This is a genomic window from Pantoea sp. R102 (assembly GCF_004916815.1).
Classification (GTDB): domain Bacteria; phylum Pseudomonadota; class Gammaproteobacteria; order Enterobacterales; family Enterobacteriaceae; genus Pantoea; species Pantoea dispersa.
The window spans coordinates 1-15,253 of the sequence record NZ_SDFT01000094.1 but is presented as its reverse complement, the minus strand read 5'-3'; the positions used below and the strand labels follow the sequence as shown (position 1 = coordinate 15,253).

Sequence of the window (15,253 nt, the reverse complement as noted above, 5' to 3'; positions counted from 1 at the left end):
ACCGTACTCCACGCGCATCCCGGCCGTCATTCTGGCCGTCAACAATAACGCCATGACCTTCAGCGATCGCAGCGGGGGCATATCGCGGCGCCGGGTCATTTTTAACTTTTCACGGGTCATCCCGGAAGACGAACGCGATCCGCTGATGACGGCAAAGATAGAGGCTGAGCTGCCGGTCATCATCCGCCACCTTCTTACCCGCTTTACGGACCAGCAGGAGGCGCGTCAGCTGCTGTCTGAACAGCAGACGTCCGGGGAGGCCCTGGCCATCAAGCGCGAGTGCGATTCGCTGGTGGATTTCTGCGGTTACCTGACGGCTTCAACGCAGTGTGACGGCATGTTTATCGGGAATGCAGAAATTGTTCCGTTCAGCCCGCGCCGCTATCTCTATCATGCCTACATGGCTTACATGCGGGCGAACGCGCTGAGCAAGCCGGTATCTCTGACGCGCTTCGGCACGGACATGCCCGGGGCCATGGCTGAGTATGGTAAAGCGTATCTTCGCAGGAAAAGTACCAAAGGCCATATGCGCTCTAACCTCACGCTCAGCCAGGATGCTGAAGCGTGGTTACCTTTTGCTGCCGGAGAACAGGAAAAATAAATAAATTAAAAAAGTGTCCACTACTCTCCACCTTTAGTGGTTTTCACTTTTAAAACAATAACTTAATGGGTGGACAGTTAATTATTAACTCTCCACCCATTATTTATTTATATATTTTAAAACAAAGAGTTAAGGGGTGGAGAGTCAGAGTGGACAGTCTCCACCTTCCTTCTGAAATGCAGAAAGAACAGGTGGAGAGTCTGAGGAATGGGTGGAGAGTAGTGGACACTTGAATAACAACTCTCCACCCATTAAAAGTATGAAAATAAAGTAAAAAAAGCAAAAAGTGGAGAGGTGGAGAGTTAAAGTACTATTCTTTTTTTTCGTGCGTTTCAAAACAAAAATCGCTGCTCTTTATGTGTCCGACAATTAAGAGGGTGAATAAATCGCCTTCATTCTCACCTGCACCAAGATGAAAGACGTTGGAGAGCCGAAGCGCCGGGCATACGACCTACAGCCAGTAAAGCTGTTTACGGATGAAGAAGGGGAGGAAATTCATTCTCCAGCCATGCGGGATGTAGCCCGGGAGGCTGATGAGCGCGAACCAGAACTGGCGGGCGTATCGAATATTACAGGAAATCATATGGCACTCTGGCAGGCTATTCGTAGTCGTCTTGCCAGCCGGGAGGCATGAACAAAAATGATTTTACGCGACGACCTTGAAGCAATAGGGATTAATACCAGGCACTTTACCTGCTGGCTGCAGAAGCTGACTGATGATGGTCTGGTTATCCAGAACGGTGATCACCTTACGCTCCATTCTCATCATAAAAGTGGGGAGGTGGTGGGCAAGGTGGGGTGCGGGACCCCACACTACCCACTTTTTTCCTGTATACAACCAGAATGTGGGGCGAATCTCTGAAACCCGCATCAGTACTGGGCTGAGCAGGGTTTTGAAAAAAACAGGTGGGTAGCAAGTGGGGAGTAATGAGTGACAGGTGACCTGTCAGGTGCTTTCTCATACCTACCTGGAGCCACTAGTCACTTGATAAAAATCCCTGCTGAACGTCCGCTTCGTGCTTAGAGGCCAACATCGCTGAGTCAAATTTTGTTAAACATCGCGTTTTAGAGTAGAAGATCGCAAAACACTATTGCATATTACTATTTTCCTCACTCAAACTGAAAGTGTAGCGTCGCGAGGCCAATCTAAGAAAGTGAAAATATCACCTAGCATATTAGCCCTTGGCAAAATGACAAACAACATGCCCCATTTGACGCAGTTAACGGAATGTAACCTAGAGGGAGGAAGACCCTCTAAGAGGGAATAAATAATGAGCATTGCAGGTATACGTTCCAACCGCGGTGATGGATATCAAACTTTAGTCGCTATTGATTGGGCTTTATTTGTATTATCTGATCCAGACTTCGAATGGATTGAAGTCGACTCGATAAATTACTTTGTTGATGATGTAGTAGTGGGCAGAAGTGATGGCAGTATCATTGCCTGTCAATGTAAGAAAAATCACCCAGAGTTCAAAAGTTGGACAATGTCTGATCTTGGCGATGAACTGGATAAAGCTTTTCAACTTTTGGCAATTAACCCAAAAGTTAATGTCCGATTCTACTCACGCAATAATTTTGGCGATTTAGCAAAACTCAAAGAGCATAGCACTTCGCAATCAGATGAAAGTAGCTATATTAAGAGTTTGGGGATTGCGCACACTAAGTTGAACAGCACGCTGGCCAGCCGGATACAAAAGGTCACATCCAACCTTGACGAGTTTGAATTCTTATGTCGAACTAATTTTGTCACCACTGATGATCTTGATCAGATGGAACGGCAACTCTTAGAACGTTTACGTAACATGGTGAGTAACCATCAGCATGCATTCCATGCGCTCTGGTTAAGCATTGAACGGTTAGGGGCACGATTAGGGGGAGGGAGCTCGTCTACAGCTGCAATGCACCGATTAACAAAAAATGAGCTTCTAAACATTGTTCAGCAGGCTGGCTCGATATTAGTCCCTCCAATCGAAATTGCAGAATTACGCCATTCCTTCTCTAGCACTTCAGCCATTGGCAGGTCATGGCAACGAGATATTGCTGGGCAACGAATTGAGAGTCCTATCCTCGATGAGCTGCTAACTGCCATTGAAGCAGAAAAATCCTCCATCCTGCTCACCGGGCTCCCCGGATCAGGAAAAACATGTATTATGCTTGAATTGCAAGAAGTATTAGAAAACCGTTCAGACATCGTACCTCTGTTTATTCAGTCACGTGAATTTGCCGATTTTGATACGTTAGAAGAGCGGCATGCTCAGGGATTAACGCAGCTGTGGGTTGAGAAAGCAGCAAGACTGGCTGAAAGTACACGCGTGGTTGTTATTATTGATTCTTTGGATGTATTATCAATTGCTCGTGAACATCGGGTGCTACAATATTTTCTTGCTCAAATTGATCGGCTTCTTTTAATTCCAAGTATAACTGTTGTAACCGCTTGCCGCGACTTCGACAGACATTATGACCGTCGGATAGCTGAAAGAAATTGGGATTGCGAATTAAAGTGTCAACCATTGAAATGGGTTAGTAATATTGCACCATTACTGGACAGTTTAGGCATTGAGGCTGCGAATATTGATGCGGCAACACGTGAGCTGATTAGTAATCCGCGTGAATTAGCGCTCTATGTTGAACTCGCTTTAAGAGATGGCGGATTTAGTGTGGTGACCAGCCAGGCACTCGGACAGCGCTATCTCAATAAGATTGTACTCGCTGATAGTGATTTAGGGGATGCTGCGATAATAGCAATAGAGGTGCTTGCGACCGAAATGCTTCATTTGCGAAGTTTAACAGTGCCTCATCAGCGTTTTCAGGCATCTTATAATATTCAAAGAAAACTATGTAGTCTTAATATATTGCAGCAATCTCAGGATGGTAAATTGACCTTTGGTCATCAAACTTTGATGGATGCCCTTGTCATTAGCCAAGCCTTAAGGAGTGGTATCACACTCAATGAATTTATTAACAGCTTGTCGCCAGTACCCTTTGTAAGGCCAAGTATCCGCTGTTTCATTGCTCAATTAAATTTGGGTGACCGCCGTCAATTTAGGAAGCAGCTTAGAACCGTATTAATGGGCAGTGCCGCTTTTCATATAAGGCGACTAGCAGCAGAATCGTTTACTGAACATCCTCCTCAGGATGATGACTGGTCAATGTTACGTGAATTACATGATAAGCATCTTGATGTTTTTCAAGTAATTTACTTTACAGGAGCATCTGTAGATTGGCACCACTTCTGGATGAAGTTTTTGGTACCTCATCTAATAACGACCAAGAATTCTGATGGTCTGTTAAAGCATATCCATCGGGTTACAATGTGGGTTAATCTTGATACGGCTGGGGTTGTAGAATTCTGGATGAACTCTCTTGCGCTATCGTGGTTTGACAGTAATGAGGTTGAATACCAATTGGCTATTCATCTTTCTCAAATTGAAGAGAAAAATCAAATCTTGGCTGCACCATTACTTAAAAAGCTGCTCACTAAGCAGAGAGCTGATTATGGTTCTCTTGGCCGAGTCTTTGCTAATTGTGTATCTGCAGGAGTTCTTAGCGATGCTGAACTATGGGCTTATATCACGGAAGCATTAACTGATGATGATCTTAAAGAATATAAATTCGATCATAAGCTACGCTGTAAATACGATGAGTTTGGAAGCCAGACCCATGAATTCCTTAGCGGTCGAATGCAACAATCAAGTGGCCTTTTGGGATTAGCCCTAGAGGCCATTGAGCATTGGAGCAGAGTACGTGTTCTGCGCTACAACAATGAATATTTAGGTTATCAAGAGGAATTTCTCCGGGATACATCCTATGGTCGTAAACACAGCCCCAGAGTGATGCATTCTCCTAATAGTTTGAGTGTGTTGCTTGATGCTGTTGAAACTGGAATTATCTTTAATGCTAAATCTCACTCACAATGGTGGCAAAAAAACCGTGAACGTCTTTGTTTCAATAGCGAAGGAGCTCTGGTCTATATGGCTGTTTTGGCTTGTAAAGAGTCAGTTGATAAAAATACCGATCTCATAGGCCGCATGTTATGTGATCGAAACATGCTTGAATTCCAACTTACTTATGAATTAAGTGAGCTTATTAGTGTGGCTTTCACATCCTTATCTGATGTTGTGCAGGATGCGGTTATGGAGACAATCATAAATATAAATTCTCAAATCGGTCCAGGCGAATCCACGACATGGAGGCTTTATTCTCAGGCAGAGTTCATCTTTTCAATCCCTAGCTACCTTCGTTCACCAGCTCTTCAAATGGTAATGGATGAATATTATCAGAAATCAGTAATGGAACTTGGGCGCCCTAAAGTTTTTCCCAACAGCGGCTTTGTCAGACCACCATTCTCCTATAAGGTTTTCGTAGAAGTTAGTGATGCAGGTGTATTGAAATTATTAAACCATTATAGAAACAACATAGATCGTAATGATATTGATTTCTTAATTGGAGGTGTACGTGAAGTAGGTGGCGAATTACAGACCGCCGTCTCTCTTCAGCCTTCTCGTTTCTTGAGCTTACTATCTATAAACTGGTCACTTATCCCCGGCCATTTCCGAGACAACCTTTTGTGTGGGGTCGCTCGATACCTTAATTATCGCTATGGCAATCTCAGTCCCAACGGTGAATGGAATCCTTTAGAAGAACCTGACGCTCATTATCTTGCAGTGCAGATCCTGGATGAGCTTGAAAAGCATCCTACACATTGGCAACGACAAGCAGCTACAGCTGAAGTACTTGAAGCATGTGCGAACGTGATTCAGGATGACAAAACAGTAGAAAGGCTTGTGTTACTAGGTAATGACTTTGCGGAGCTTGATGAAGAGAGGTCACTTGTAGGTAATAGTCGTGATTTGATAACGACGGGCATCAATATGATTCAAGGGAAAGTAATTGAAGCTTTTATGATTCTTGCTAACAACTTACTTGAGAATGGCTACTCACTTCCTCCCATACTGGTCTCGGCTATACACCGTTTTGCGATTCAGGAACATCCTGCTTTACGAGCTTTGTTGCTCAGACATTTACCCTTTGTACAGTACAAATCATTTGAGTTAGGATGGGAAATATTCCATTTAACGATGCAAGATTCTCTAGGGTTGTGGCAATACGCCGAGCCATGTCTCTATCATGCTTATTCCTCTCATTTTAAAGTCATTGAACCTTTTTTAAAAGAGATTCGTCTTTCTGGAAGTGAAGAGGACTTTCAAACGTGGGGCCGTATTTCGGCATTATCAGCCCTTTCAGGACACATCAACTTTGAAGACTTAATCAGAGAGTTAAACAAGCTAGATTTATCTGAAGCCTGGTTAGGGGCGACTACTGTCTGGACAAATATTGATAATCTTCAACAACATCGAGAACAGTGTTTATCAGGCATTGAAAGGGGTTTGAATACACGAAAAGAGCATTCAATAGTAGTAGCACAACAAGTGGATCAGATTTTCAATGATAAAGAAGGTGTGATTTTGATACCTGAAACTATCGTTCAACTCTGCTTCTCTGCTTTTAAAAAAGATTGTAGTGAGACGGAAAAATATCATCGGCTTTTCAGCTTTGATGAATGGCTAAACGCTATTTCACAACAATTTCCGGACCAGGCATTAACTTCAACCGAAATTTATCTGGACTATGTCCGCTACAGCGGCCAATTAATGTATGATCATAACAGTAATTTAACTCAGCTAATGACACGTTTGTTTACCGAGGCAGAAGAAAGAGAAGAGTCGGATAATGGCACAATGTTACAGCGCGTTGTGGCCTTACAAGACAAGTTATTGTCGATAGGGGTTCAGGGTATAGACAAATGGTTAAAAGCAGCAGAGCGGCCATAGCGGCCTCAAACTAACTGCATTAAAGCTTTCAAGTTAGTGGGGTAGACCGGTGGGGCAGTTAGGGCGATACCCCTTTTGCCATCACTTTTTTCCTGTATACACCCAGAAAGTGGAGGCCGTGCTCAAACCCGCTTCAGCACTGGACTAAGCAGGTACTCTCAAAAATAGGTGTGGAGCATGGGGGCATACGAAAGTGGGGCGAGTGAGGGTTATATGCTTCCGCATACTGACTATGGCGATATTGGTACTTGGTAAAAATGCATGCTGAACGTCCGCTTTGTGCCAGAAGCGGACATTATCTACTCCATTGCAGAAAGGGCTTGTCGAAGACACTTCCCTTGCCCGACTTACAAAATGGGCGTATTGCGCCAATATCACTGCCTTATATTTACCTGCATAATGAATTTATATTTCATAAACAATGACTTATTAATGATAGAGCCGGCAAGAATTTTTATGAAAGATTTAGTTTTCGATATTTGTAAAGTACTCTTCCATATCTTCCATTTCAGTACTTACCATTTCAGTAACACCTGGTATTAAGGGAAATAAAGGATTTTCTTTGTCTTTTTCAAAGAAGAATTTTAGTAAGCCCTCACAAGATCTAATGTACTTATCGATATCACTAGACAGTAATTCGGACAGTACTTGGGAGGAAGAACTGGATTTACTATGAATAATCTCATTTCTTAATCCCTCTAGTTTTTTAAAATGACTCCAGAATGGCTTTTGTGTAGGAGATGCGCAGCGATAAATATCCGGGAGTATTTTGGAAACTTTTTCGGTAGTAGATACCCATCGTTCAATCCCTAGTTTGTCATAAACTTCAATAACTCCATTTTTGTTTGAGGATTTCTTATGTACATAATCATCTGGTATGGCTGAGTTACACATTGCCTCTATAGCTTTGTAGCTGAAAACTATTACTTTTTGAACTTCCTCTAAGTAATCATAAATTTCAACAACATCATTTTCAAAAAAATTTTTGCTTTTATCTTTTCCTATTTTTTGGATGATTGATTTCCTAAGTTCTTGTGACTTTTTAAGGGAATTATTAGCAATATGCATTGATAAGGATATTTCATTCGGCCTAGATAAGGAAATTTTTTTATTTCCCATTTTGGTATCTATAGATTCCTGCAATAATACACACTTATCTTGTTTCAAGTCTATACACATCAACGGTGTATTTGAACGAGTTATGAAGTTAATTTTTTGTTTATTATTGGATTCACAAGACCAATTTTCAATAGTGTGCGAAATTATATAATTTGATCCAACTTTGAGTACTCTTGGTTTTTTACTCACAACAGGTCCTCTTAAATATGATAATGAAATTTGGAACATCTTAGCATTAATGTTTTATATGCACTAAAATTTTATATAAATCAATGAGAAGAAATCAGAATCGTAAGAGGACGTGACATTTCAGTAGTGCTACGCGTTCAGGGAGGAGATAGGAATAAAATCCATTAGTAACTTGATGATTAAAAAAGGAATGTTAATAATGCCTTAGTTAGTTATTATACCTATTGCGGATTTCCGCTCCTCGCTGATAGCGGACATAAAGCCTGAAGGCAGGATAAGGTAGCTATAGTTCTACAAATCAGTTAGTCAGACTGATGTTGTCCGTTTTAAGTGTACGCATAAAGAATTGTTGCGCTGGTAATATTTGGAAGTGAGGCTGGTGGACAGCCTCAAAATGAGGACTTGTATTCCTTTCAACTAGTTACGAGTCATGGTAACGATTCAAGCCTGAGGCATGCTCCATATCGGGCTCATCTTCATACTATGGGCACGATAGTGAGTCAGGCGAGAGGCCGCTAGTACCCCCGATACTGAAATCAGAGTGTTATTAATCGAGTATTCCGTCGACACCATCCCTGGCGGGGCCAAAGTGACGGTGAATGGAAAAATCAACGACTTAAGTTCCAGTTAAGCGTTAGCAAAATGTGAGGTAATGCCGCTGCCTGGGGTTTTGCACTTTTTGGGTAAAACCTCATTCGGACGAAACCATTACCTCCTGAGGAACCAGCCAAATGATGGCTGAGCGTGCAAGCGTCAGCGAAATCTCGGACAGTCTCTAACGCTATAAAAAAGAATTCACGGAGGAGCACGACCGGTATCCTTAAAGTGAGGGTGGATGAAATAAACAACAGCTTACATGCTCTGTGCCTGGCCGAAGAACCGGGTAGTCTTCAAAAAGGGGGGCGGATTGAGCGTCAGGACGCTGGTGGTCACTGTGACCACTCGTAATAAAATCAGAGCGTTATTCATCAATTGACCTGACTGCACTCTCTTCATAAAGAGGTCAAAGTGACGGTCTCGGACAAATCAAAGACTTAGGCTGTGGCCGAATGTTTGCCCTTATTGGGAAGTCATTGCGACTGCCCTGGAGTTTTGTTCTGCAGGCACGGCTTTCACTTCTGGCCAATCAGCCGGGCAGATGATGGCCGATTATTGTGGCAGTGTCAGGGCAGGGAGTAATGAGCGGGTCCTCCCGGAGGGGTACCACGTCCACGAGGCGGCGGCCCCGCGGAAAACGGCTGATTTTTGCATTTTCATGGTGGCGGCGGCATGTCGCTTAAGTTATTGATAATTATGATTAATTCCCAAGATCACCTGTACACTTTTTTTTCAGGGGTGTCATTAGACCAGTTTGTAATCTTATGAAAATAAAGAATAAAATTGGTTTTCACCTGCCAGATTGAGCTGCCTGGTCAAATTTAAACCACTAGTTGTGCCTTTCACTGGTGCATTTTTGAGATCGCAGAGGAGATGGGATTTTATGACACCACCAAAAGTAGACAGATGAAGTCGAAGAAATAAGGGGGGCAGCGCCTTTGGGCTGCTCTGGACGCATAGTTTCAGGTGAAGCCTTGAAGAGAGCAGGTCAGTGTCGAATCAGCACTGTGTTCAAACAAAAGTTACTGTAACGCTCTCGGCGCTTCTGGTTATGTTCAGCCATTTAAACGAAATAGTTCTTAGTCCATCAGCTGTTCGGTGAGTGCCCTGCGTATCAGTCAATACCAGCTTCTGACTGTGCCGGACGCTGTCCGGGCAATCTATCGTAAGTCTGAGCTGGTTGTTATAGATTTTACATGTTGGAGTAGCAATAGCTCCTGCAAAACTTATTCTCCCGCTTGCTGACGCTGCGTCAGCATTATCGCTCCTAGCAAAGGAATCTACTGCAAAGCGCAACAGGGTCGAAAAGAGTGCAATTCCGAATGTCTTTTTAAATGTTTATCTCCCGTCAACGTCATTGTAATTATCGGCGAATAGGAGATGAACTTAAATTACTTTAATGTCTAATGACTGGTCTATGACTTCGTACAATCCTTTCTCTTTCTAATTCACATTTTTTTCTCCATCAGAGGAACCATTTTAGTGAGTGCTCCGAACACACATCGCATCCGGCAAACGCTGCGGATGACTACAAATAAAGCGTTATAAGGAGGGTAGCGAGCATCCAGATGGCACAACAGCACGTCAGCATCGCGATCCACACCAGTGATCGCAGCTCATTTCGAGATTTTTTTTCACTACTGTAATTAGGGTTTTTCAATACATTAGTAGTTCTCATTTCAATTTCCTGATCTTATTAATGAATCCATGTATTTTTGCTTTTTAAGTGAAATTAATAAATAAGATCTCATCACCCTCTTCGTAGGAAAATGATTACATACTTCGACAAAAATGTTTATCGTGAGCTGATCATGGGGGCTACTGGCATGAAGTTATGCGTTAATTTTTTGCCCGCATCGGGGGAGGTGGGCTTGTAGTATAAGGACTACAATTGCAAAAAAGTCAGCGCGCTTTCTGATTGTTCATACTGATACGAGTTGTTAAATTATTTTAAACCTGCTGTCTGAAATTGGGGTAACCATGGCAAACATACTGATAATTGACGATCATCCGGTTGCCCGTCTTGCGGTGCGTATGCTGCTTGAAAAAGACGGACACACCATCATTGCTGAAGCAGGCGAAGGGTTCGAGGCTATGAAGCTGGTCAGGCAACTTGAACCGGACATGATAACTGTGGATCTCGATATTCCGGGACTAGGCGGTGTAGAACTCATTGAAAAGCTCAGAATCAGTGGTTACTGCGGAGGAATACTCGTTCTGACAGCCCGTGATGATGAACACTATCTCAGCCGTTGTAAGGCAACCGGCGCAGATGGTTTCGTCGGGAAAAAAAATAATCTGGAAGAACTGGGCGATGCTGCGCGCGCGGTATTGCGCGGCTACGGTTATTTTCCATTAAACCGAGGAGAATCTAACCGGTCTCAGTCTCTTTCTCAGGAAACGCAGATTGTCAGGTCGCTTTCGAACCGGGAAGTGCAGGTTCTGCAGTATCTTGCAAGAGGTGAAAAAGTCATTGATATCGCAGCCAAGATGCACATCAGCAACAAAACCGTCAGCACTTATAAAACCCGCATTCTTACTAAACTTAACCTGGTCAATCAGGTTGAACTCATCGACTTTGCGCGCCGAAACAACCTGGACTGAAATTTGAAATTTTTCCTCATTATTTTATGGGCTTCGATCGCCTTACTGCCTTCGGTCGCTGCGGCTAATCTTTCACCACAGCCATTGCAAATTCTGAGCCGGGAGCAATACGATCCCCGCTCGTTTTCTATCACTGACGAGGACTGGCGATGGCTGGGGCAGAAAAGAGAACTGAAAGTTGCTGTCTGGCAGCCTGAAATACCGCCCATCAGTATGTTTACTCAGGACGGGAAATTTGAGGGTATTGCCTCAGATTATTTGATGCTCACCGCGAGCTACCTTGGTGTGCGAGTGAAGGTCATCAGCTACCCCTCTCAGGATGCCGCCTATAAAGCAATGAGCCATCATGAGGTTGACCTGATGCTTGATGCTTCAGGAAAAAGATGGCCCTTCGATGGTGATTTCATCTATTCAAATCGGTTTGTCAGCGATCACCCGGTACTGGTTCATCCGAAACTCGCAACCGGTGAAAATTTCACCTATCAGCCTGGTATGCGTCTGGCAATAGCCCGATGGTATGTGGATGACGACTGGATAAGTAATAATTTCCCCGGCGCGCGCATCGTGCATTTTGATACGGATGAAGAAGCACTGGCATCCGTAGCCTTTAAAAAGAATGATTTTTTTATCGGTAACCTCGTCACTACGTCTTATCTACTGGAGCGTAACTATCCCAACCATCTGGAATATCAGACCGTCTATCCCGAACGGGATACGGGAACCCGCTTCATTGTGTCGCGCTATGATAAAATTCTTTTAAGGACATTGAACGCCGCGTTGAACGCAATCCCCTCTGCGCAGTCGCAAATTATTATGCAGCAGTGGAGTGAAGAGGCAGATATATGGCGTTTACGTAAACACATTGACCTGAACGAACAGGAGCGAAAATGGATCCAGCGCCATCCTCAGGTCAGAGTATCAGTGAATGCCTTCTATGCCCCTTTCACGATGACCGACGCCGGCGATAACTTTTACGGCGTGACGGCTGACATATTAAAACTGATCAGCCAGAGAACCGGAATTGAGTTTATCCCCGTTGCGGCCAGGTCGCTCGAAGCCATGCAGACGCAGCTTGACCGTGGGGAAACCCTCTTTATCGGGGCGCTCAGTTACAGCGAAGATCGTAACGACAGGCTTCTGTTTTCACGCCCCTATTTTAAATCTCCGTTTGTTGAAATCATTCGAGCAAACAGGGATATGCCGGATGATAAATCAGGCCTTCGTATTGCACTGGTAAAGGGTAATCCGCTGTTTTCTGTAATACAGGCACGTCATCCCGGCATTAAGTTCGTGGAAACCCCTAATGCCAGTGTTGCCATGCAGGACGTGGTTGAAGATAAAGCGGATATTGCGATCCATAATCTGTTTGGCGCCAGCTACATGATCAATCGGTATTTCGGGGGGCAGTTAAAAATTGCGGGGAGTTTTGATGCAGCCGATGGTCAGATAGGCTTTGCAGTTAACCGTACTCAGCCGGAGCTGCTGGGTATACTCAACAAGGCGCTGGAGAATATTTCACCCTCAGACATAAACGACATCATAAAAAAATGGCAGACCCGCCCGGACGTACGCCTGAATACATGGGAGCTTTACCGTAAGCAGTTCTGGCTCGTTATTGGGGTGGCTACCATCATTCTGCTGACTTCTCTGATATGGATTTTCTATATGCGAAGGGAAATAGTGGCCAGAAAAAAAGCGCAGAGCCGCCTGCATAGTCAGCTGAAATTTAACGAAACCCTGATCGGTACCCTGCCTTTACCCGTTTACGTCACTGATCTGGGGGGCAACCTGCGCTTGTGTAATAAATCGCTCAGTGATTTTTTTGGTCAGCCAGAACATGCGTTTACCGGGCAGACATTAAATCAGTACATTCACCCTCTTCATTCACTCTGGAGCAACGTCACCCGTCAGGTCAGCGAATCGGGAGATGCATTTCAGCCGCTTATCAGCCATGAACGTATCTATGACGGCGAAAGGTTCAGAAACATACTGCACTACGCCGTGACTTTTACAGATGGTTCCGGGATGCCGGACGGCTTTATCTGCACTTGGCTGGATATGACTGAACAGGAAGAGCTCAACCGTGAACTGTTTGAGGCGCGCGAACGGGCAGAGCAGGCTAACCGTGCAAAAAGCACTTTTCTTGCCACAATGAGCCATGAAATCAGAACGCCGGTGAGTGCCATTATTGGTCTGCTTGAGCTGGTAGTGAAAACCAGCCAGTCTGAGAGTGATAAAAATGATACGGTGAAAGTAGCATGGGAGTCCGCCAGAAGCCTGATGGGTCTGATTGGCGACATTCTTGACATGGCCCGCATCGAATCCGGGAGGTTGGAGCTGACTCCAGAGTGGGTCAGAACCGCGGACCTCCTCCCACCGATCGTTCGTGTGTTTGAAGGCCTTGCGAGGCAGAAAAGTCTTCAACTCAGAAGCTCACTGCCTGCGCAATTGCCTTATGAAGTCTTCATCGATCCGCTCCGCTTCCGGCAGGTGCTGTCAAACCTGGTCAGTAACGCTATCAAATTTACAGACAGGGGGTATATTGATGTTGATTTGCATGTTGTCCACGCCGGATATGACGGTGATGCAACCCTCACCATCAGCGTTCGCGATACGGGCAAAGGATTATCGCCTGAGGAGCAGGAGGATATCTTTTCACCCTGGGTTCAGGCGCGTGCCGGACGCATTCAAAGTGGCTCAGGACTGGGGTTGGCCATCTGTTCACAGCTTGTCGACATGATGGGCGGAAATATCCAGATGCAGAGTCAGCTGGAACGGGGGACAACGGTCACCTTCACCGTGCCGGCAGCTATCCGCATGGCGCGCAGCGAGCCGGAAACTATTGCTGCGCAGGATCTCCCGGACAGACACCGAAGGCTCCGCATACTTGCCGTTGATGACCATCCTGCAAACCGTCTGCTGCTCAGACATCAGCTCAGTCATCTGGGGCATGATGTTACGGTGGCTAGTGACGGTGAAGAGGGCTGGAAATGCTGGCAAAAGGATGAGTATGACGTCGTGATTACTGACTGTACTATGCCGGGCATGGATGGTCTTGAACTGACACGATTGATCAGGCAGCACCAAAACCGGAATACCATTGTTCTCGGTCTGACGGCAAATGCGTGGCCGGAGGAGCGTGCCCGCTGTATCGCCTCCGGTATGGACGACTGCCTGTTCAAGCCACTGCAACTGCCCCAGCTGCAGATGATTCTCGATGACGCCTCTGAAAGCCTCCAAAAGATTGACGATATAGATAAAGACGCTACAGCTACTGCTGAACCTGAACCCGCTCTCCATCATCTGCTCAACATAAATGATTTATACACGCTCACGCACAACGACAGGTCCATGTTACACGAGCTGCTGTCAGTCACGCTCACAAGCAATCGGGAAGATCTGGCGCTGGCAGAAGATTTATTCGAACTTGAGGACTGGCCCGAACTGGCAAAGTGCATGCACCGTATCTCCGGGGCGGCACAAATCATCGGGGCCGTCCGCGCAGAGGGTGACTGCCGTTTGATGGAAAAAAGCTGTCTGCTGAGTGATGCCGTCGATGCAGATATCAATCTGCACTGGGAGGCCGTTCAAGCGTCCGTATGGGAGCTTAACCGGAGCATAGAAGCATGGTTAAACGCCCCGGATAAAGCGTTACACTGAGGCGGTTTTTGCTTTCCGGACCGGAGCCTGTCTCAGCGTGAGTAGCTTTTTACATACTCGGACTGCCATGAGACCTCCGGCCTTTATCTGTAGTCATTTGCTGATAACTCAGGTAATTAGCATCAGTGATTACCCGCAAAGACAGTCCCTCCTGACATGAAACAATAATGGCCTTGCGTTAGCGTAGGCATAGGACTACATGGCGCAGATTAATCTTACAAGGTATTAGATATTCCCTACATCAGCCCACCCGGTATCCGATATTTTCTCATTTCCTACCGCATTACTATTTATCTCATCAGACAGAGACCTCAAACAAAAAATGCCGAGCTCAGACTGTCTGCAAATGGAATGAGTTAGTGCTGCCTGCCATCAGACATCGTTTTCTCTTCCTGATGATAATTTAATTACGGGAATATCTAAGTGAATAAAAAATTAAAAACGACTTACGCTGCGTCAACAGGCACCATTAACTTTAATGGTGAACTCACGGCCACCACCTGTGACGTTTCCGTTAACGGTTCAGGTCCAAGCGCTACGGTAAGACTGCCGACCCTGAGTGTGGCAGATCTAGCAACACCGGGGGTACCCGGCGGCACCACCAAATTCAACATGGCGCTCAGCAACTGCGCCGGAACGCTGACCACGG

At 45.1% G+C, this 15,253-nt stretch carries 6 protein-coding genes and 1 pseudogene; 6 read left to right on the top strand and 1 reads right to left on the bottom strand.

Annotated features, from left to right (window positions below; all coding sequences use genetic code 11):
* From ERD80_RS11025 to ERD80_RS11015, 3 genes are all read left to right on the top strand, one after another.
* On the top strand, positions 1–601 hold a 601-nt coding region (locus tag ERD80_RS11025; RefSeq protein ID WP_248295853.1), incomplete at its 5' end, for a primase-like DNA-binding domain-containing protein.
* Positions 602–1,013: 412 nt separating this feature from the next.
* Positions 1,014–1,235 carry a hypothetical protein gene (locus ERD80_RS11020; protein WP_136546917.1) on the top strand — a complete coding sequence of 74 codons (222 nt, stop codon included), beginning with the start codon at positions 1,014–1,016 and terminating at the stop codon, positions 1,233–1,235.
* Between the two features lie 637 nt (positions 1,236–1,872).
* Positions 1,873–6,435 (top strand): ATP-binding protein, encoded by a 4,563-nt coding sequence (locus ERD80_RS11015; protein WP_136546915.1) that lies wholly within the window; start codon positions 1,873–1,875, stop codon positions 6,433–6,435.
* Positions 6,436–6,900: 465 nt separating this feature from the next.
* Here ERD80_RS11015 and ERD80_RS11010 read toward each other — a convergent pair whose 3' ends face one another.
* Positions 6,901–7,743: a hypothetical protein gene (locus tag ERD80_RS11010; RefSeq protein ID WP_136546914.1), complete on the bottom strand. Its 843-nt coding sequence runs from the start codon at positions 7,741–7,743 to the stop codon at positions 6,901–6,903.
* A gap of 2,577 nt (positions 7,744–10,320) precedes the next feature.
* On the opposite strand from ERD80_RS11010, the gene ERD80_RS11005 reads away from it, so the two are divergent.
* From ERD80_RS11005 to ERD80_RS22655, 3 genes and pseudogenes are all read left to right on the top strand, one after another.
* The gene (locus tag ERD80_RS11005) at positions 10,321–10,944 is read left to right on the top strand and encodes a response regulator (RefSeq protein WP_136546912.1); all 624 of its coding nucleotides are present in this window, start codon (positions 10,321–10,323) and stop codon (positions 10,942–10,944) included.
* A gap of 3 nt (positions 10,945–10,947) precedes the next feature.
* Positions 10,948–14,604: a transporter substrate-binding domain-containing protein gene (locus ERD80_RS11000; protein WP_136546910.1), complete on the top strand. Its 3,657-nt coding sequence runs from the start codon at positions 10,948–10,950 to the stop codon at positions 14,602–14,604.
* Between the two features lie 423 nt (positions 14,605–15,027).
* Positions 15,028–15,253: pseudogene (locus ERD80_RS22655) on the top strand (type 1 fimbrial protein); the annotation flags it as partial.

Bases quoted from the DNA above. Each gene is read 5' to 3' on its own strand.
- ERD80_RS11020 (WP_136546917.1), top strand. From the start codon at position 1,014: ATGAAAGACGTTGGAGAGCCGAAGCGCCGGGCATACGACCTACAGCCA.
- ERD80_RS11015 (WP_136546915.1), top strand. From the start codon at position 1,873: ATGAGCATTGCAGGTATACGTTCCAACCGCGGTGATGGATATCAAACT.
- ERD80_RS11005 (WP_136546912.1), top strand. From the start codon at position 10,321: ATGGCAAACATACTGATAATTGACGATCATCCGGTTGCCCGTCTTGCG.